This is a genomic window from Streptomyces sp. CWNU-52B, from assembly GCF_047444975.1.
Lineage (GTDB): Bacteria > Actinomycetota > Actinomycetes > Streptomycetales > Streptomycetaceae > Streptomyces.
The window spans coordinates 217,876-232,944 of the sequence record NZ_JBLFJV010000047.1; the positions used below are offsets into that span (position 1 = coordinate 217,876).

The 15,069-nt window shown below is 69.2% G+C and carries 14 protein-coding genes, 2 tRNA genes and 1 pseudogene; 8 read left to right on the top strand and 9 right to left on the bottom strand.

From position 1 onward, the window contains the following. Positions 1 to 21: 21 nt before the first annotated feature. The 7 genes from ACLVWQ_RS32310 to ACLVWQ_RS32340 form a co-directional block, all read right to left on the bottom strand. The gene (locus ACLVWQ_RS32310; RefSeq protein WP_414112776.1) at positions 22 to 642 is read right to left on the bottom strand and encodes a response regulator; all 621 of its coding nucleotides are present in this window, start codon (positions 640 to 642) and stop codon (positions 22 to 24) included. After that, positions 639 to 2,033 (bottom strand): sensor histidine kinase, encoded by a 1,395-nt coding sequence (locus ACLVWQ_RS32315; RefSeq protein WP_414112777.1) that lies wholly within the window; start codon positions 2,031 to 2,033, stop codon positions 639 to 641. Before ACLVWQ_RS32315 ends, ACLVWQ_RS32310 begins: the two co-directional genes overlap by 4 nt. A 134-nt stretch (positions 2,034 to 2,167) precedes the next feature. Next, positions 2,168 to 2,986 (bottom strand): ABC transporter permease, encoded by an 819-nt coding sequence (locus ACLVWQ_RS32320; RefSeq protein ID WP_414112778.1) that lies wholly within the window; start codon positions 2,984 to 2,986, stop codon positions 2,168 to 2,170. Further along, a complete protein-coding gene (locus ACLVWQ_RS32325; RefSeq protein WP_414112779.1) occupies positions 2,983 to 4,062 on the bottom strand; it encodes an ABC transporter ATP-binding protein in 1,080 nt (359 codons plus the stop codon). The genes ACLVWQ_RS32320 and ACLVWQ_RS32325 overlap by 4 nt, the downstream gene beginning before the upstream one ends. A 147-nt stretch (positions 4,063 to 4,209) precedes the next feature. Next, positions 4,210 to 4,285 (bottom strand) — tRNA-Gly (locus tag ACLVWQ_RS32330). Positions 4,286 to 4,364: 79 nt separating this feature from the next. Continuing rightward, a tRNA-Gly gene (locus tag ACLVWQ_RS32335) sits at positions 4,365 to 4,436 on the bottom strand. A gap of 417 nt (positions 4,437 to 4,853) precedes the next feature. Then, on the bottom strand, positions 4,854 to 5,171 hold the full coding sequence (locus ACLVWQ_RS32340) for a histone-like nucleoid-structuring protein Lsr2 (RefSeq protein WP_414112780.1): 318 nt from the start codon (positions 5,169 to 5,171) through the stop codon (positions 4,854 to 4,856). Positions 5,172 to 5,532: 361 nt separating this feature from the next. Between ACLVWQ_RS32340 and purS the strand changes: the two genes are divergently transcribed. The 3 genes from purS to purL are packed head-to-tail and all read left to right on the top strand — an operon-like array spanning position 5,533 to position 8,782. Then, a complete protein-coding gene (purS, locus tag ACLVWQ_RS32345; protein ID WP_055518089.1) occupies positions 5,533 to 5,796 on the top strand; it encodes a phosphoribosylformylglycinamidine synthase subunit PurS in 264 nt (87 codons plus the stop codon). Next, positions 5,793 to 6,527, top strand: coding sequence for a phosphoribosylformylglycinamidine synthase subunit PurQ (gene purQ, locus ACLVWQ_RS32350; protein ID WP_414112781.1), 735 nt, complete (start codon positions 5,793 to 5,795; stop codon positions 6,525 to 6,527). The genes purS and purQ overlap by 4 nt, the downstream gene beginning before the upstream one ends. Then, positions 6,524 to 8,782, top strand: coding sequence for a phosphoribosylformylglycinamidine synthase subunit PurL (purL, locus tag ACLVWQ_RS32355; protein ID WP_414112782.1), 2,259 nt, complete (start codon positions 6,524 to 6,526; stop codon positions 8,780 to 8,782). The genes purQ and purL overlap by 4 nt, the downstream gene beginning before the upstream one ends. A 99-nt stretch (positions 8,783 to 8,881) precedes the next feature. On the opposite strand, the gene ACLVWQ_RS32360 is transcribed toward purL, so the two are convergent. Then, complete coding sequence (locus tag ACLVWQ_RS32360) at positions 8,882 to 9,466, bottom strand: Uma2 family endonuclease (RefSeq protein WP_414112783.1); 585 nt, start codon at positions 9,464 to 9,466, stop codon at positions 8,882 to 8,884. A 121-nt stretch (positions 9,467 to 9,587) separates the two neighbouring features. Between ACLVWQ_RS32360 and ACLVWQ_RS32365 the strand changes: the two genes are divergently transcribed. From ACLVWQ_RS32365 to purM, 5 genes and pseudogenes are all read left to right on the top strand, one after another. Then, positions 9,588 to 10,403: a sterol carrier family protein gene (locus tag ACLVWQ_RS32365; RefSeq protein WP_414112784.1), complete on the top strand. Its 816-nt coding sequence runs from the start codon at positions 9,588 to 9,590 to the stop codon at positions 10,401 to 10,403. Positions 10,404 to 10,519: 116 nt separating this feature from the next. Beyond that, a pseudogene (locus ACLVWQ_RS32370) lies at positions 10,520 to 10,705 on the top strand (CopG family transcriptional regulator); the annotation flags it as partial. Positions 10,706 to 10,821: 116 nt separating this feature from the next. Continuing rightward, positions 10,822 to 11,712 carry an META domain-containing protein gene (locus ACLVWQ_RS32375; RefSeq protein ID WP_414112785.1) on the top strand — a complete coding sequence of 297 codons (891 nt, stop codon included), beginning with the start codon at positions 10,822 to 10,824 and terminating at the stop codon, positions 11,710 to 11,712. An 83-nt stretch (positions 11,713 to 11,795) separates the two neighbouring features. Then, positions 11,796 to 13,322: an amidophosphoribosyltransferase gene (purF, locus tag ACLVWQ_RS32380; RefSeq protein WP_414112786.1), complete on the top strand. Its 1,527-nt coding sequence runs from the start codon at positions 11,796 to 11,798 to the stop codon at positions 13,320 to 13,322. 55 nt (positions 13,323 to 13,377) lie between these two features. Continuing rightward, complete coding sequence (gene purM / locus ACLVWQ_RS32385) at positions 13,378 to 14,481, top strand: phosphoribosylformylglycinamidine cyclo-ligase (protein ID WP_414112787.1); 1,104 nt, start codon at positions 13,378 to 13,380, stop codon at positions 14,479 to 14,481. Positions 14,482 to 14,704: 223 nt separating this feature from the next. Here purM and ACLVWQ_RS32390 read toward each other — a convergent pair whose 3' ends face one another. Beyond that, complete coding sequence (locus ACLVWQ_RS32390; RefSeq protein WP_414112788.1) at positions 14,705 to 14,959, bottom strand: DUF3073 domain-containing protein; 255 nt, start codon at positions 14,957 to 14,959, stop codon at positions 14,705 to 14,707. Positions 14,960 to 15,069 lie beyond the last annotated feature (110 nt).

Genomic DNA, 15,069 nt, shown 5'->3' on the forward strand with positions numbered 1-15,069 from the left:
TGCGCCGTGGCGCGAGAGCAACTATACCCAACCTCGCTCGCGTGCGAGACGCACCGCCGAGTGACGGTTCTCGGCTCCGAGCTTGGTCACGGCGGACGACAGATAGTTCCGTACGGTCCCCTGCGACAGCGCGGCCCGCTCGGCGATCTCCGTGACGGGCGCCCCGTCGGCGGCCAGCTCCAGCACCTCGGCCTCGCGCGCGGTCAGCGGCGAGTCCCCGGCGGAGATCGCGTCGGCGGCCAACTCGGGGTCGACATAACGGTTTCCGGCATGCACGGTACGGATGATCTCCGCGAGCCGCTGTGCGCTGACGGTCTTCGGCACGAACCCGCGCACACCCGCCGTCAGCGCCCGCTTGAGATGCCCGGGGCGCCCATGGCTCGTCACGATCAGCACCCGGCAGGCGGGCAGTTCGGTGCGCAGCGATGTGGCCACGCTCACACCGTCGGTCCCGGGCATCTGAAGGTCCAGTACGGCCACATCGGGTTCGTGCGCCCGTGCCATCGCCAGCGCCTCGGGCCCGCCGGCCGCCTCGGCCACCACGAGCAGGTCGTCCTCAAGACCCAGCAGCGCGGCGAGCGCCCCTCGGATGAGGTGCTCGTCGTCGGCGAGCAGCAGCCGGATGGGTCGTACGGATGTCATCGGGTGACCTCTTCGTTCACGGAGCGCGGGGCGGGGGAGGGAGGCGGCGGCGGGGAAGAGGACAGCGAGCCCGATGAGCCCGACGAGCCCGACGAGGGCGGTGCGGCGTCGGCGGCCTCGGAGTCTCTGGAGATCCTGGAGGTCCTGAGGGCCTTGGAGTTCTTGGGGGTCGTGGCAGCCGGAGGCAGTGGGACCTCGGCCACCACCCGGAACCGGTCACCGTCGACCGGCCCCGCCTCCAGCGTTCCGTCCACCGCCGACAACCGCTCGCGCAGCCCGGCGAGGCCGGACCCCTTGGCCGTGGGCGTACTCGGCACCCGGTCCCTCTCCACCCCGTCGTTCTCCACGGTCAGGACCACGTGGGCCCCCACCACTCCCAGTGACACACCGCAGTGCTCCGCGCTCCCGTGCCGCAGCACGTTCGTGGTGGCCTCCCGTACGACCCACCCCAGCGCCGACTGGACCGCCGGAGGCAGCCCCGCCGCGGAACCGGTCACCGTGCAGTCGACGCCGGCCGCGGCCAGGACACCCTGCGCGCCGGCCAGCTCGGCACCGAGGTCGGCCTCGCGGTAGCCGCGTACGACCTCACGTACCTCGCGCTGCGACTCGCGGGCGATCCGCTGCACCTCGATCATCTGGTCCACGGCCTCGGGGCGTTCGCGGCGCGCGAGCTGCACGGCGAGTTCGCTCTTCAGGGCGATCACCGCGAGGTTGCGGCCCATCACGTCGTGCAGATCGCGCCCGAAGCGCAGCCGCTCCTCGGCGACGGCGAGCCGGGTACGGGTCTCGCGGGCCGCGTCGAGCTCGAACACGGCGTCGAGCAGCCAGACGGAGAAGATGGAGGTGAAGGAGAGGAAGCCACCGCCGATCAGGGTCGCGAACACCGTGCCCAGCGCGGCGGACCCGGTGAGGCCCACGGCGAGCGCCACGATTCCGGCGCCCACGGCGAAGCAGGTCACGATCGCCAGCACCCGCCGCCGGTCGCGCACGCCGAGCGAGATGGTGCCGACCGCGAAGGACAGCACGCCCACGTAGAGCGGGACCACGGCCGAGGCGGTGCCGTCGTCACCGGGCCCGTGCTTCACGAGGCTGAGCACGGCGGCCCCGAACAGCACGGAGATCGCGCCGAGCCCGTAGAGCAGGCGTACGGGCTGGTCACGGAGGCCGCGCTTCCAGTCGAGGGCCCGGGACGCGATCACCGCGCACAGCACGGAGTGCGCACACAGCGGCAGGAACAGCCAGACGGCGAACCCCGCCCGCACATGCGTGAACGTCGGCAGCCCGATCGCGACGATCTCCACCACCGGGAAGAAGTGGAAGGACCAGCGCGTGTACGTCTCGACCTTCGCCGGGGTGCTCTTCCCACGCCACCAGAGAAGCGGCCCGCGCATTTTCGAACTCCCGATTCCCATCGCCGACCGTCCTCGTTCCCGTACCGGTGCCCGTACTGGTTCTCGTACCGGTGCCCGTACCGGTGCCCGTACCGGTTCTCGTCCCGTTCCCGACCTTTCCGCGTCGGCCCTGGTCAGCGCCTCGGCTCCCAGCGGAACCACTTCCGTACAGCAAACACCGCGAACACGGTCCAGGCCAGCGCCGTCGCGACGGCACCCAGGACCTCGTACCCGGAGAGGTTCCCGGTCCAGCCACCGCGGATCAGCGTGATCACCGGGGACAGCGGCAGTCGTTCGCAGACGGCGGCGACCCGGTCGGGCATGATCTCGAAGGGCACGACGGTGCCGGAGCCGACCATGGACACGAGCAGCAGCGGCATCGCCGCGACCTGGGCGCCCTCCACGCTCCTGCTGAAACTCGCGGTCACCGCCGCGAGCGCCGCCCACATCACGAGCCCCAGCAGCAGCCCCACCACGGCGAGGAGAGGCGCCTCGGGCACGCCCACGTCCATGATCACCGCGCAGGCGGCGGTCAGTACGAGGCACTGCACCAGGCCGATGAGGACCGAGGGGACCGCGGTCCCCGCCAGGATCTCCACGTCCCGCAGCTCGCCGGTGCGCAGCCGCTTGAGGACCAGCTCCTCACGGCGGGCGGCGTAGACGCTCACCAGCGAGCTGTAGACGGCGAAGAGGAGGGAGAAGCCGACGGCGGCGGGCAGGATGACCGAGCCGATCGAGAGACCGGTCTCCTTGAGGTCCATGTCCTTGACCGTCGAGTGCAGGCTGAACGGCAGGACCAGCGGCACGAACACCGCCGCGAAGAACGTGGCCCTGCTGCGCCCGATCAGGGTGAGCTCGGCCCGCGCGAGGGAGGCCATGCGCCCGGCCGCGGTGACCGTCGACGCCACGGGCGCGGTGCTCGGTGGGGTACTGGTCACGGTTCCGGCGCTCATGCGACGTGCTCCTTCTTCGAGTGCTGAGGCTGCTGAGGGTGCTGAGTGTCCGCGGACGTCTCGGACTTCTGGGACCTCGCGGAGCCCTCCGAGCCCTCCGAGTGCTGCGCTTCCCGTGCTTCCTGTGCTTCCCGTGCCTCCTGTGCGTCCTGCTCCGACACGTCCCGTGCGATCCGCAGGAACGCCTCCTCCAGGGACCCCGACCGCGCGTCGAGCCCCCGCAGCTCGACGCCGGTCCGCTCGGCCCAGGTCAGCAGCCCGGTGGCGGTCCGCTGCAACTCGTTCGTACGCAGCCGCAGTACCCGCCCGACGACCTCGTGCCCGATGACGCCGAGGGCGTCGAGCGGCGGCAGGTCGCCGGGGAAGTAGCCGGTGGGCAGTTCGAAGGAGATCCGCGACGGCTGGGAGGCGGTCACCTCCGCCGGGGTGCCGGTGACCGCGATCCGCCCGGCGTGCAGGATCGCGAGCCGGTCGGCGAGCCCCTCCGCCTCCTCCAGGTAGTGGGTGGTGAGCAGCACGGTGGTGCCCGTCGACCGCAGTTCGCGCACCAGTTCCCAGGTCTCCTGGCGTCCTTCCGCGTCGAGCCCCGTCGTCGGCTCGTCCAGGAAGAGCACCTCGGGCCGTCCGAGGAGCGCGAGCGCCAGGTCCAGGCGCCGCTTCTCCCCGCCGGACAACTGCTTCACGCGGACGTCCGCCCGGCGGGTGAGGCCGACGAGCGACAGCGCCTCGCTCTCCGGCCGGGCTCCGCTCGTGCAGCCGGCCCACATCCGTACCGTCTCGGAGACGGTCAGCTCGGACGGGAAACCGCCTTCCTGGAGCATGACGCCGATGCGCGGACGGACCGCGGAGCGTTCGGCGTAGGGGTTGTGGCCGAGGACGTGCACCTGGCCGGCCGACGGGGGCGCGAGGCCCTCGATGAGTTCGACGGTGGAGGTCTTGCCGGCGCCGTTGGTGCCGAGGAGCGCGAAGAGTTCACCGCGGCCGACCTCGAAGGAGACTCCGCGGACCGCCTCGAACCCTCCCGCGTAGACGCGTCGTAGATCGGTGACCTCGATCACGGGCTCATTCGTATTCATGACTCAAGCGTCTCGGCTGCCGGGACGACTCGGCAGTGCACGCTGTCACTACTGAACATGACAAATGTCAGAGGCGGTGTGCGCACACGAGAAAGGCCCCGGTCATATGACCGGAGCCTTCGCGCACTGCTGCTCACACTTACTTACTGGAGCGGACGACCAGGTTCGAACTGGCGACCTCAACCTTGGCAAGGTTGCGCTCTACCAACTGAGCTACGTCCGCATTGCCTCCGACCGGCTTTCACCGATCGGCGCGAGCACCAGCCTACCCGATCCAGAGAGGGATCAGACCGGCGGTGCAGAGCGGGTGACAGGAATTGCACACTGCGCCTTCCCCCTGGAAGGGGGATGTTCTACTACTGAACTACACCCGCGTGACTCCGTGAGCCGGGCCTTTCGGCCTTGCCCCTCGGCGTGTTCCAGACTCTATCCGATCGCCCGGGGTACAACGCAAGTCGACTGCCCTCAGGGCCGGATGACCCCAACGGCCCCGCCCACGAAGGGGCGCGGGGAACTGCGCGCTCAACCCCGACGCACCAGCACCCACAAGACCCCGCTCCACCCCACCCCACCAAGGGGCGCGGGGAACTGCGCACCCAACTCCGACGAACCCGCACCCACAAGACCCCGCTCCACCCCACCCCACCAAGGGGCGCGGGGAACTGCGCACCCAGCCCCCACTGAGCCGCACTCACCGACAAACGCCCACCCCCACCCCCTAGGGCCCCAGGCCAGGCGAGGCCAGCCGAGGCCAGGCCAGGCCAGGAGGCCAACCCCAAGGGCGGCCTCCCTCACTGCGCCGCGGTGAACGCCTCGTACACCCGCTTCGGAATCCGCCCCCGCGCCGGCACCTCCAACTTGTTCGACTGCGCCCAGGCCCGCACCGCCGCCGGGTCGGGAGCCACCGCCGTCTGCCGGTAGGCCTTCCCGGAGCGCGACCGCTTGCGGCCGGCCTCCACGTAGGGCTCCAACGCCCTGCGCAGCTTCTTCGCGTTGGCCGGATTCAGGTCGATCTCGTACGATTTGCCATCCAGACCGAAGGCGATCGTTTCCGCCGCTTCCGAGCCGTCGATGTCGTCGGAGAGAGTGACTACGACACGCTGCGCCACGAATATCGGTCCCTTCGTGCGGCACCTCTTCGACCACGCACGATGACGTGCCGAGATGCCGACTGTCCGACTGCTTTTATGGGTGATTGGGCAAAGTATCGGCTATTGCCAATTCATTTGTACAGTGCCCGGCAATCCAATGTGAAGCTCGACTAAATCTCTTGGCGTGTCCCCGAGGCAATAGGAACCCTGGTCTCGATCTGGATCTTTCCCAGGATTTTTCGTGAAGGGCAGGCCGACGATAGACCCTCGATGCGGAATCGTGATGGCCGTCACGTAGATTCCTACCAATCTACCCGCGTAGAAATTTTGTACGGGTAGTCTGAACGGACCTGCTCAGCACCACACACCGGGAGTGCCAGTGGCACGCGTCGTAGTCGACGTCATGCTCAAGCCGGAGATCCTCGACCCCCAGGGCCAGGCGGTGCAGCGTGCACTGCCGCGCCTCGGTTTCGAAGGCATCTCCGACGTCCGTCAGGGAAAGCGATTCGAACTGGAAGTGGACGGACCGGTGGACGACACCGCGCTGGCCCGCATCCACGAACTCGCTGAATCCTTCCTCGCCAACACCGTGATCGAAGACTTCACCGTCAAGGTCGAGGAAGTCGCGGAGGCCGGAAAGTGACCGCTCGTATTGGCGTCGTCACTTTCCCGGGGAGCCTCGACGACCGGGACACCCAGCGGGCGATCAAGCTCGCCGGTGCCGAACCGGTCGCGCTCTGGCACAAGGACAAGGACCTCAAGCAGGTCGACGCCGTTGTCCTGCCGGGCGGTTTCTCGTACGGCGACTATCTGCGCGCCGGGGCGATCTCGCGCTTCTCGCCGGTGATGGAGACGCTCATCGAGCAGGCGAAGTCGGGAATGCCGGTGCTCGGCATCTGCAACGGCTTCCAGATCCTCACCGAGGCCCACCTCCTCCCGGGCGGCATGCTCGGCAACGACCACCTCCACTTCATCTGCCGCGACCAGAAGCTGCGCGTGGAGAACGCGTCGACGGCCTGGACCGCGGACTACGAGGCCGGCCAGGAGATCCGTATCCCGCTGAAGAACATGGACGGGCGGTACGTCGCCGACGAGCGCACCCTCGACATGCTGGAGGCGGAGGGCCGCGTCGTCTTCCGTTACGTGGTCGGTGCCGGTGCCTCCGACAGCACCGGCACCGCTGCCGCCGCCTCCGACGGCTACGGCAACCCCAACGGCTCGCTGCGGGACATCGCCGGCATCACGAACGAGGCGGGCAACGTCGTCGGTCTGATGCCGCACCCGGAGCACGCTGTCGAACCCCTCGTCGGGTCCGGCCGCACCGACGGCCTCCCCTTCTTCACCTCGATCCTCAAGAAGCTGGTCAACGCATGAGCCGGACGCCTCTGGACACGGTCGAGCACGCGGCCGGGACCCCCGACGTCGAGCTGCCCTGGGCCGAACTCGGCCTGAAGAAGGACGAGTACGAGCGGGTCGTGGAGATCCTCGGCCGCCGCCCGACCGGCGCCGAGCTCGCCATGTACTCGGTCATGTGGTCCGAGCACTGCTCGTACAAGTCCTCCAAGGTGCACCTGCGCCAGTTCGGCGAGAAGGCCCCGCACAGCGACGCCCTCCTCGTCGGCATCGGTGAGAACGCCGGTGTCGTGGACGTCGGACAGGGCTACGCGGTCACCTTCAAGGTCGAGTCGCACAACCACCCCTCCTACGTCGAGCCCTACCAGGGCGCGGCCACCGGAGTCGGCGGCATCGTGCGCGACATCATCGCGATGGGCGCGCGGCCGGTGGCGGTGGTCGACCCGCTCCGCTTCGGCGCGGCGGACCACCCGGACACCAAGCGCGTCCTGCCCGGTGTCGTCGCCGGCATCGGCGGCTACGGCAACTGCCTGGGCCTGCCCAACATCGGCGGCGAGGTCGTCTTCGACGCCTGCTACCAGGGCAACCCGCTGGTCAACGCCGGTGCCATCGGCGTCATGCGGCACGAGGACATCCACCTCGCGAAGGCGTCCGGCTCGGGCAACAAGGTCATCCTGTACGGGGCCCGCACGGGCGGCGACGGCATCGGCGGAGCCTCGATCCTGGCGAGCGAGACCTTCGACGACGCGAAGCCCTCCAAGCGCCCCGCGGTGCAGGTCGGCGACCCCTTCCAGGAGAAGCTCCTCATCGAGTGCACCCTGGAGGCCTTCGCCGAGAAGCTGGTCGTCGGCATCCAGGACCTGGGAGCCGCGGGACTGTCCTGCGCCACCAGCGAGCTGGCGTCCAACGGCTCCGGCGGCATGCGCGTCACGCTGGACGACGTACCCCTGCGCGACTCGACTCTGTCTCCCGAGGAAATCCTCATGAGCGAGTCGCAGGAACGCATGTGCGCGGTCGTCGAGCCTTCGAAGGTCGACCGCTTCCTGGAGATCTGCGACAAGTGGGACGTCATCGCCACGGTGATCGGTGAGGTCACCGACGGCGACCGCCTGGAGATCTTCTGGCACGGCGGCAAGATCGTCGACGTCGACCCGCGTACGGTCGCGCACGACGGCCCGGTCTACGAGCGCCCGTACGCCCGCCCGCACTGGCAGGACGCGCTCCAGGCGGACGACGCCAACAAGCTGCCGAGGCCGACGACTTCGGAGGAGCTGAAGAAGCAGGTCCTCCAGCTGGTCTCGTCCCCGAACCAGGCCTCCAAGTCCTGGATCACCTCCCAGTACGACCACTTCGTGCAGGGCAACACGGTGCTGGCGCAGCCCGAGGACTCGGGCATGATCCGCATCGACGAGGAGTCCGGCCTCGGGGTCGCCATCGCCACGGACGGCAACGGCCGGTACGCCAAGCTGGACCCGTACCACGGTGCCCAGTTGGCGCTGGCCGAGGCGTACCGGAACGTGGCGACGACCGGCGCCAAGCCGCTCGCCGTCTCCGACTGTCTGAACTTCGGCTCGCCCGAGGACCCGGCGGTCATGTGGCAGTTCGCGGAGGCCATCCGCGGACTGGCCGACGGCTGCCAGCAGTTGGGCACACCGGTGACCGGCGGCAACGTCTCGCTCTACAACCAGACGGGCGAGGCGGCCATCCACCCGACCCCGGTCGTGGCCGTGCTCGGTGTGATCGACGACGTCGCCCGCCGCACCCCGGTCGCCTACCGGGAAGAGGGCCAGCTCCTCTACCTGCTCGGCGACACCCGCGAGGAGTTCGGCGGGTCGGCCTGGTCGCAGGTCGTCCACGACCACCTCGGGGGCCTGCCGCCGAAGGTCGACCTGGAGCGCGAGCGCCTGCTGGCCGAGATCCTGATCTCCGCGTCCCGCGACGGCATGATCGACTCCGCGCACGACCTGTCCGACGGCGGTCTGATCCAGGCCGTGGTCGAGTCGGCGCTGCTCGGCGAGAAGGGCGCACGGCTGGTCGTCCCCGACGGCCTGGACGCCTTCACCTTCCTGTTCTCCGAGTCCGCGGGCCGCGCCGTCGTCGCGATCCCGCGCTCCGAGGAACTCCGCTTCACCGACATGTGCGGCGCACGGGGCCTGCCCGTCACGCGCATCGGAGTCGTCGACGGCGACGCGGTCGAGGTCCAGGACGAGTTCACCCTCCCCCTGGCCGAACTCCGCACGGCACACACGGAGACGATCCCGGCGCTGTTCGCGTAGTTCGGCCCGGTCGTACGGGGTTCAGGTCGTACGGCTCGTACAGGGTGAAGCCCTCACCCGGAAGCTTGCTGTGTCGCTTCCGGGTGGGGGATTCTCTGCTTATCGCACGTAGTTCTTGAGGATCGCCGTGTCGAGTTCGATGCCGACCGGTTCAGGGACGGACACCGTCTCGCCCACCTTCGCCGTGTGCCTGGCGCGGTAGCCGCCGATCGTCCGGTCCGGGTCGCTGTGCACGGTGACAGTGCAGGAGTCCCGGTCGATCAGCAGATACAAGGGGATCCCGGCCTGGCCGTACGCGGCCGGTTTCTCGTACCGGTCCCGCCGGTCCGTGTCCGAGTCGTACGAGGTGACCTCGACGACCATGAGCGTCCCCTCCGGGTCGGCCCACTCACCGTATGCCGCGAAGTGGGCCTCGGGCGTGAGCGCGGCGTCAGGCTTCGCCCGGCCCTGCCGATACGCGGCTACCCGGAGGCCTCGACCGTGGTACACGTCCAGGTCGGGTCGGGCTTGGATACAGCGTTTGGTCAGCCAGGACACGATCGTGTCGTGGTCCCCGTCCGTCACCTTCTTGACCCCGATCCGTCCGTCGATGAACTCCAACGTGACGGTCTCGGGAGCGGCGGAGGCGATCGTTTCGAACTCCTCCACCGACATCTGAGACGTGCGCTCGGCCATAACCGTCATGTTGCACCCCCCTTCAGGCGAAGGCCAGCGTTGTCCACATCTGGCGATGCGGTGTGGCTTTCGCAGCCGGATCACACTCATGGGTGATCGGCCTGATCGGCTCCGTCGTACGCTTCCCCCCATGCCCCCGGCCAGAAAACGCCTCCGTGCCTACGACCCGGCGAAGACCCGCTGCGCCGTCCTCGCCCAGTTCGGGAACGTACGCGCGGCGGTACGTGACCTGACCCCGGCCCAGCTCGCCGGGGCTGCCGGGCTCGGGGACTGGACCGTGCGGGAGTTGGCCGCGCACCTCGCCATGGCGCTGGAGGCCGTGAGCCGGGGGCTGGACGGGGACGAGCCGGCCGGGCCCGCGCTCGGGCTGCTCGACTGGCCGGCCACCACCGCCCCGCGTGCCGGCGAGGTCGATGACGACGTACGGGCGCTGGCCGCGGCCGAGCCGGACCTCGACGCGTTGTACGAGCGCACCCTGAACCGGTTCACCGAGCGCCTGCCGGACACCCAGGGCTCCCCGGACGCTCCGAACGCACGGCTGCTGAGCACGCGCGTGGGAGCGATGACCCTGGCCGACTACCTCGTCACCCGCACAGTGGAGTTGGTCGTCCACACCGACGACCTCAACGCGGCCGTCCCGGGGCTCGGCGTCCCGTACGACCGGCAGGCCCTCGCCGCGTGCACCCGGCTGCTCGCCGACGCGCTCGCCGCGAAGGCGCCCGGCGCGTCCACCGAGGTGCGGGTGCCGCCGTACGCGGTCGTGCAGTGCGTGCCGGGGCCGCGCCACACCCGCGGTACCCCGCCCAACGTCGTCGAGACGGACCCGCTGACCTGGATCCGGCTCGCGACCGGACGTACGGAGTGGCGGGCGGCCCTCGCCGACGCGTCGGTCAGCGCGAGCGGCGAGCGCGCCGACCTGGGCGGACTGCTTCCCCTTCTGCGCTGACCGCGGTCGCCCTCAGCGCGCGCGGGAAGGCGGTCATCGACCATCGCCACCATCGAAGTCGCCCTGTGGGGGCGTATCGGTATATGTCGGCCCGGCGGGTGAACTAGCTTCGGTACATGCCCATGAAGCGCATCAACGTCTACGCCGACCCCGAGGACCTGGCGATCATCAAGGAGGCCGCCGAACGCCGGGGCATGAGCGAGGCCGAGATCATCCGTCAGGGGATTCACCTCGCGGCGATGGCGAACCGGGTCTGGGACGAGCCCCTGTTCTCGCGGACCTTCGACGGGCCGGGGCGTACGTCGACGTGAGCGTTGGCCCGGCCGGCGGAGGGGGCGGGGCAGCCCGTTCCATTGCCGTGACGCGGTGCGCGGCCCGGAGACGGAACCAAGTACCCCACCCGCCCCGTCAAAGCGGCATGCACACGCAACGTCTCAACCTCAGCGGCCTCAGCGCCCTCGGTACCCGAGCCGGTCTCAGCGTCCTGGCGGTGACCGGGCTCCTCGCCACGGCCGCCTGCGGCACGGAAAGCGGTGACGGCAGCGGCAAGCAGGACTCCGGTTCCAGCGCCGCAGGCACCCGGCAGGACACCGGTATCACCGAGATCACCGGCAAACAGTGGAACGTGGAGAGCGTGACGGCCGACGGCAAGACGCAGGACGCCCCGGCCGGCGCCCACATCGAGTTCGGCAAGGACGGCAAGGTGGGCGGCAACTACGGCTGCAACCACTTCGGCGCCACCGCCGAGATGAAGGGCGACACCATCACGATCGGCAAGGACACCGTCAAGACCGAGATGGCCTGCACGGCCGACGGGGCGATGGGCTTCGAGTCGAAACTCGGCGACGCCATCTCCGGCAGCACGCTCAAGACCGAGGTCGACGGCGACAAGCTGACGCTCACCACCGAGAACGGATACACCGTGCACCTCACCGCCGAGCAGCCGGCGAAGCTCCACGGCACGAAGTGGAACGTCACCGGCACCGTACGCGGCGAAGCCAAGGGCGGCTCCGCCGTCGCCCTGTCCTCCGCTGCCAAGGGCAAGGTCCACCTCACCTTCGACGAGAAGGGCACCGTCAGCGGAGAACTCGGCTGCAACAAGGTGACGGCGAAGGCAACGGTCGGCGACGGCACTATCACTCTGGGCCCCGCGGGCACCACCCGAAAGATGTGCTCCGACTCACTCATGGACACCGAGAAGTCCCTGCTGAGGCTTTTCGGCGGCACGGTGAAGTATCAGCTGAAGGGCAGCAACCTCACGCTGACCAGCGAAAACGGCGCGGGGCTTGAGGCCGTCGCCACGAAGTGACCCCCGGCGGGCGGCGTCTCACGACGCCGTCCGGGGCCTTCCCCAATTCGGACCAGTGGTCGATCTCGCCTACACTCGGTTGCGTGCCACGTGGTGACGGTCGACTCAGTCATGATCTGCTCCCCGGCGAGAAAGGACCCCAGGACGCTTGCGGCGTCTTCGGAGTCTGGGCTCCCGGTGAAGAGGTCGCCAAGCTCACTTACTTCGGGCTCTACGCCCTCCAGCATCGAGGCCAGGAATCCGCGGGAATCGCGGTAAGCAACGGCTCCAAGATCCTCGTCTTCAAGGACATGGGCCTCGTGTCCCAGGTCTTCGACGAGGCCTCCCTCGGCTCCCTGCTCGGTCATATCGCGGTCGGTCACGCCCGCTACTCGACCACCGGTGCTTCCACCTGGGAGAACGCCCAGCCGACGTTCCGTGCCACCGGGCACGGCACGATCGCGCTCGGCCACAACGGCAACCTCGTCAACACGGCGGAGCTCGCCGAACTGGTCGCCGACCTCCCCAAGCAGGAGGGCCGCACCCCGCGTGTGGCGGCGACCAACGACACCGACCTGCTGACGGCCCTGCTGGCCGCCCAGGTCGACGACGACGGCAAGCCGCTGACCATCGAGGACGCCTCCGCCAAGGTCCTTCCGCAGGTCAAGGGCGCCTTCTCGCTCGTCTTCATGGACGAGAACACGCTGTACGCCGCCCGTGACCCGCAGGGCATCCGCCCGCTGGTCCTCGGCCGCCTGGAGCGCGGCTGGGTCGTCGCCTCCGAGTCCGCCGCGCTCGACATCTGCGGTGCCGCCTACGTCCGGGAGATCGAGCCGGGCGAGTTCGTGGCCATCGACGAGAACGGCCTGCGAAGCTCCCGATTCGCGGAAGCGAAGCCCAAGGGCTGTGTCTTCGAGTACGTGTATCTGGCCCGCCCGGACACCGACATCGCCGGCCGGAACGTGTACCTCTCCCGTGTCGAGATGGGCCGCCGGCTCGCCAAGGAGGCTCCGGTCGAGGCCGATCTGGTCATAGCGACTCCGGAGTCCGGCACGCCCGCCGCGATCGGTTACGCGGAGGCCTCCGGCATCCCGTTCGGTGCCGGTCTCGTGAAGAACGCGTATGTCGGGCGGACCTTCATCCAGCCTTCACAGACCATCCGCCAGCTGGGCATCAGACTGAAACTGAATCCCCTCAAGGAAGTCATCAAGGGCAAGCGCCTGGTCGTCGTCGACGACTCGATCGTGCGCGGCAACACCCAGCGCGCCCTGGTGCGGATGCTCCGCGAGGCGGGCGCGGCCGAGATCCACATCCGGATCTCCTCGCCCCCCGTGAAGTGGCCCTGCTTCTTCGGCATCGACTTCGCGACCCGCGCCGAGCTGATCGCCAACGGCATGAGCGTCGAGGAGATCGGCACCTCGCTGGGCGCCGACTCCCTCTCGTACATCTCCATCGACGGCATGATCGAGGCCACCACCATCGACAAGCCGAACCTGTGCCGGGCCTGCTTCGACGGCGAGTACCCGATGGACCTCCCGGACCCGGAGCTGCTCGGCAAGCAGCTCCTGGAGACCGAACTGGCCGCGGGTCCCGCGGCCACGGCGGCGGCCGACGCGATCCGTCGCCCGTAACCGCCCGCACGACCTCGCAGCAAGACCGCTGTACGACACGAAAGTCCTCATCGCCATGCCTGAGACATCCGAGACATCTGCGACAAGCGGTACCGGCCACGCGACAGCGTCCTACAAGACGGCCGGTGTCGACATCGAGGCGGGCGACCGTGCCGTCGAGCTGATGAAGGAGTGGGTGAAGAAGACGCAGCGCCCCGAGGTCCTCGGCGGCCTCGGCGGCTTCGCCGGCCTCTTCGACGCCTCCGCCCTCAAGCGCTACGAGCGCCCGCTGCTCGCCTCCGCCACGGACGGCGTGGGCACGAAGGTCGACCTCGCCCGGCAGCTCGGCGTGTACGACACCATCGGCCACGACCTGGTCGCGATGGTCATGGACGACATCGTGGTGTGCGGCGCCGAGCCGCTCTTCATGACGGACTACATCTGTGTCGGCAAGGTCCACCCGGAGCGCGTGGCCGCCATCGTGAAGGGCATCGCCGAGGGCTGTGTCCTGGCGGGCTGCGCCCTCGTGGGCGGCGAGACGGCCGAGCACCCCGGGCTGCTGGGCCCGGACGACTTCGACGTCGCCGGCGCCGGCACGGGCGTCGTGGAGGCCGACCGGCTGCTGGGCGCGGATCGTATCCGTACGGGTGACGCGGTGATCGCCATGGCGTCCTCCGGCCTTCACTCGAACGGGTACTCACTCGTCCGGCATGTCCTGTTCGACCGCGCGAAGCTCAAGCTCGACAGCCACGTCGAGGACTTCGGCCGCACGCTCGGCGAGGAACTGCTGGAGCCCACCAAGATCTACTCGCTGGACTGCCTGGCGCTCACCCGGACGACCGACGTGCACGCGTACTCGCACATCACGGGCGGTGGACTCGCGGCCAACCTGGCCCGGGTGATCCCGGACGACCTGCACGCGATCGTCGACCGGGCCACCTGGACCCCGGCCCCCGTCTTCGACCTCGTCGGCACCACGGGCCAGGTCGAACGCCTGGAGCTGGAGAAGACGCTGAACATGGGCGTCGGCATGATCGCGATCGTCCCGGAGGACTCCACGGACGCGGCACTCGCCACCCTCGCGGACCGGGGCGTCGAGGCCTGGATCGCAGGAGAGATCACGGACCGAGGCACCCATACGTCAGGCGCAACATTGATCAACGACTACGCGGCCCGTTGACCGCCTGATCGGGGCGCAAGGCCCCGCCCCGTAAGGGGCTCGGGGCCGTGTCGATATGCGGCTCCGCCGCGTGGGCGCGCCCAGCCACGACCGACCCGCACCCGCACAAACAACAGGCAGTCGGACACCTGCTCCCCGCGGAGCGAGACGCGCGAAACCCGGTCCGGCGAACCCGCTCCGGACCGGGTGAAGCGCAACTGGAACGACAAGCGCAACTAGTGCGTCAAGCGCCGCGGCGTTGTGACGTGGGACCGGACTCGTCGTCCTCGTCCTCGTCGTCGTTATAAAGATCCGCGTACTGGGCGTACGGGTCGTCTTTTTCCTCGTCGTCGTCCTCGAACGGCTCGCCATTCGGCGGCTGTTGCGAAGTCGAAGCGCCCAGCTCATTGGCCAGACGCGACAGATCTGTCCCGCCGCTGCTGTACTTCAGCTGGCGGGCGACCTTCGTCTGCTTGGCCTTTGCCCGGCCGCGCCCCATGGCTCGACCCCCTCGGATACGGGGCTCGACGGCCCCAGAGTCTTGACACGCGTTCATGATCAGGAACGAGCTCTCCGCGGAGAGACCGGTCCGTAGGGCTTCCACGGTAC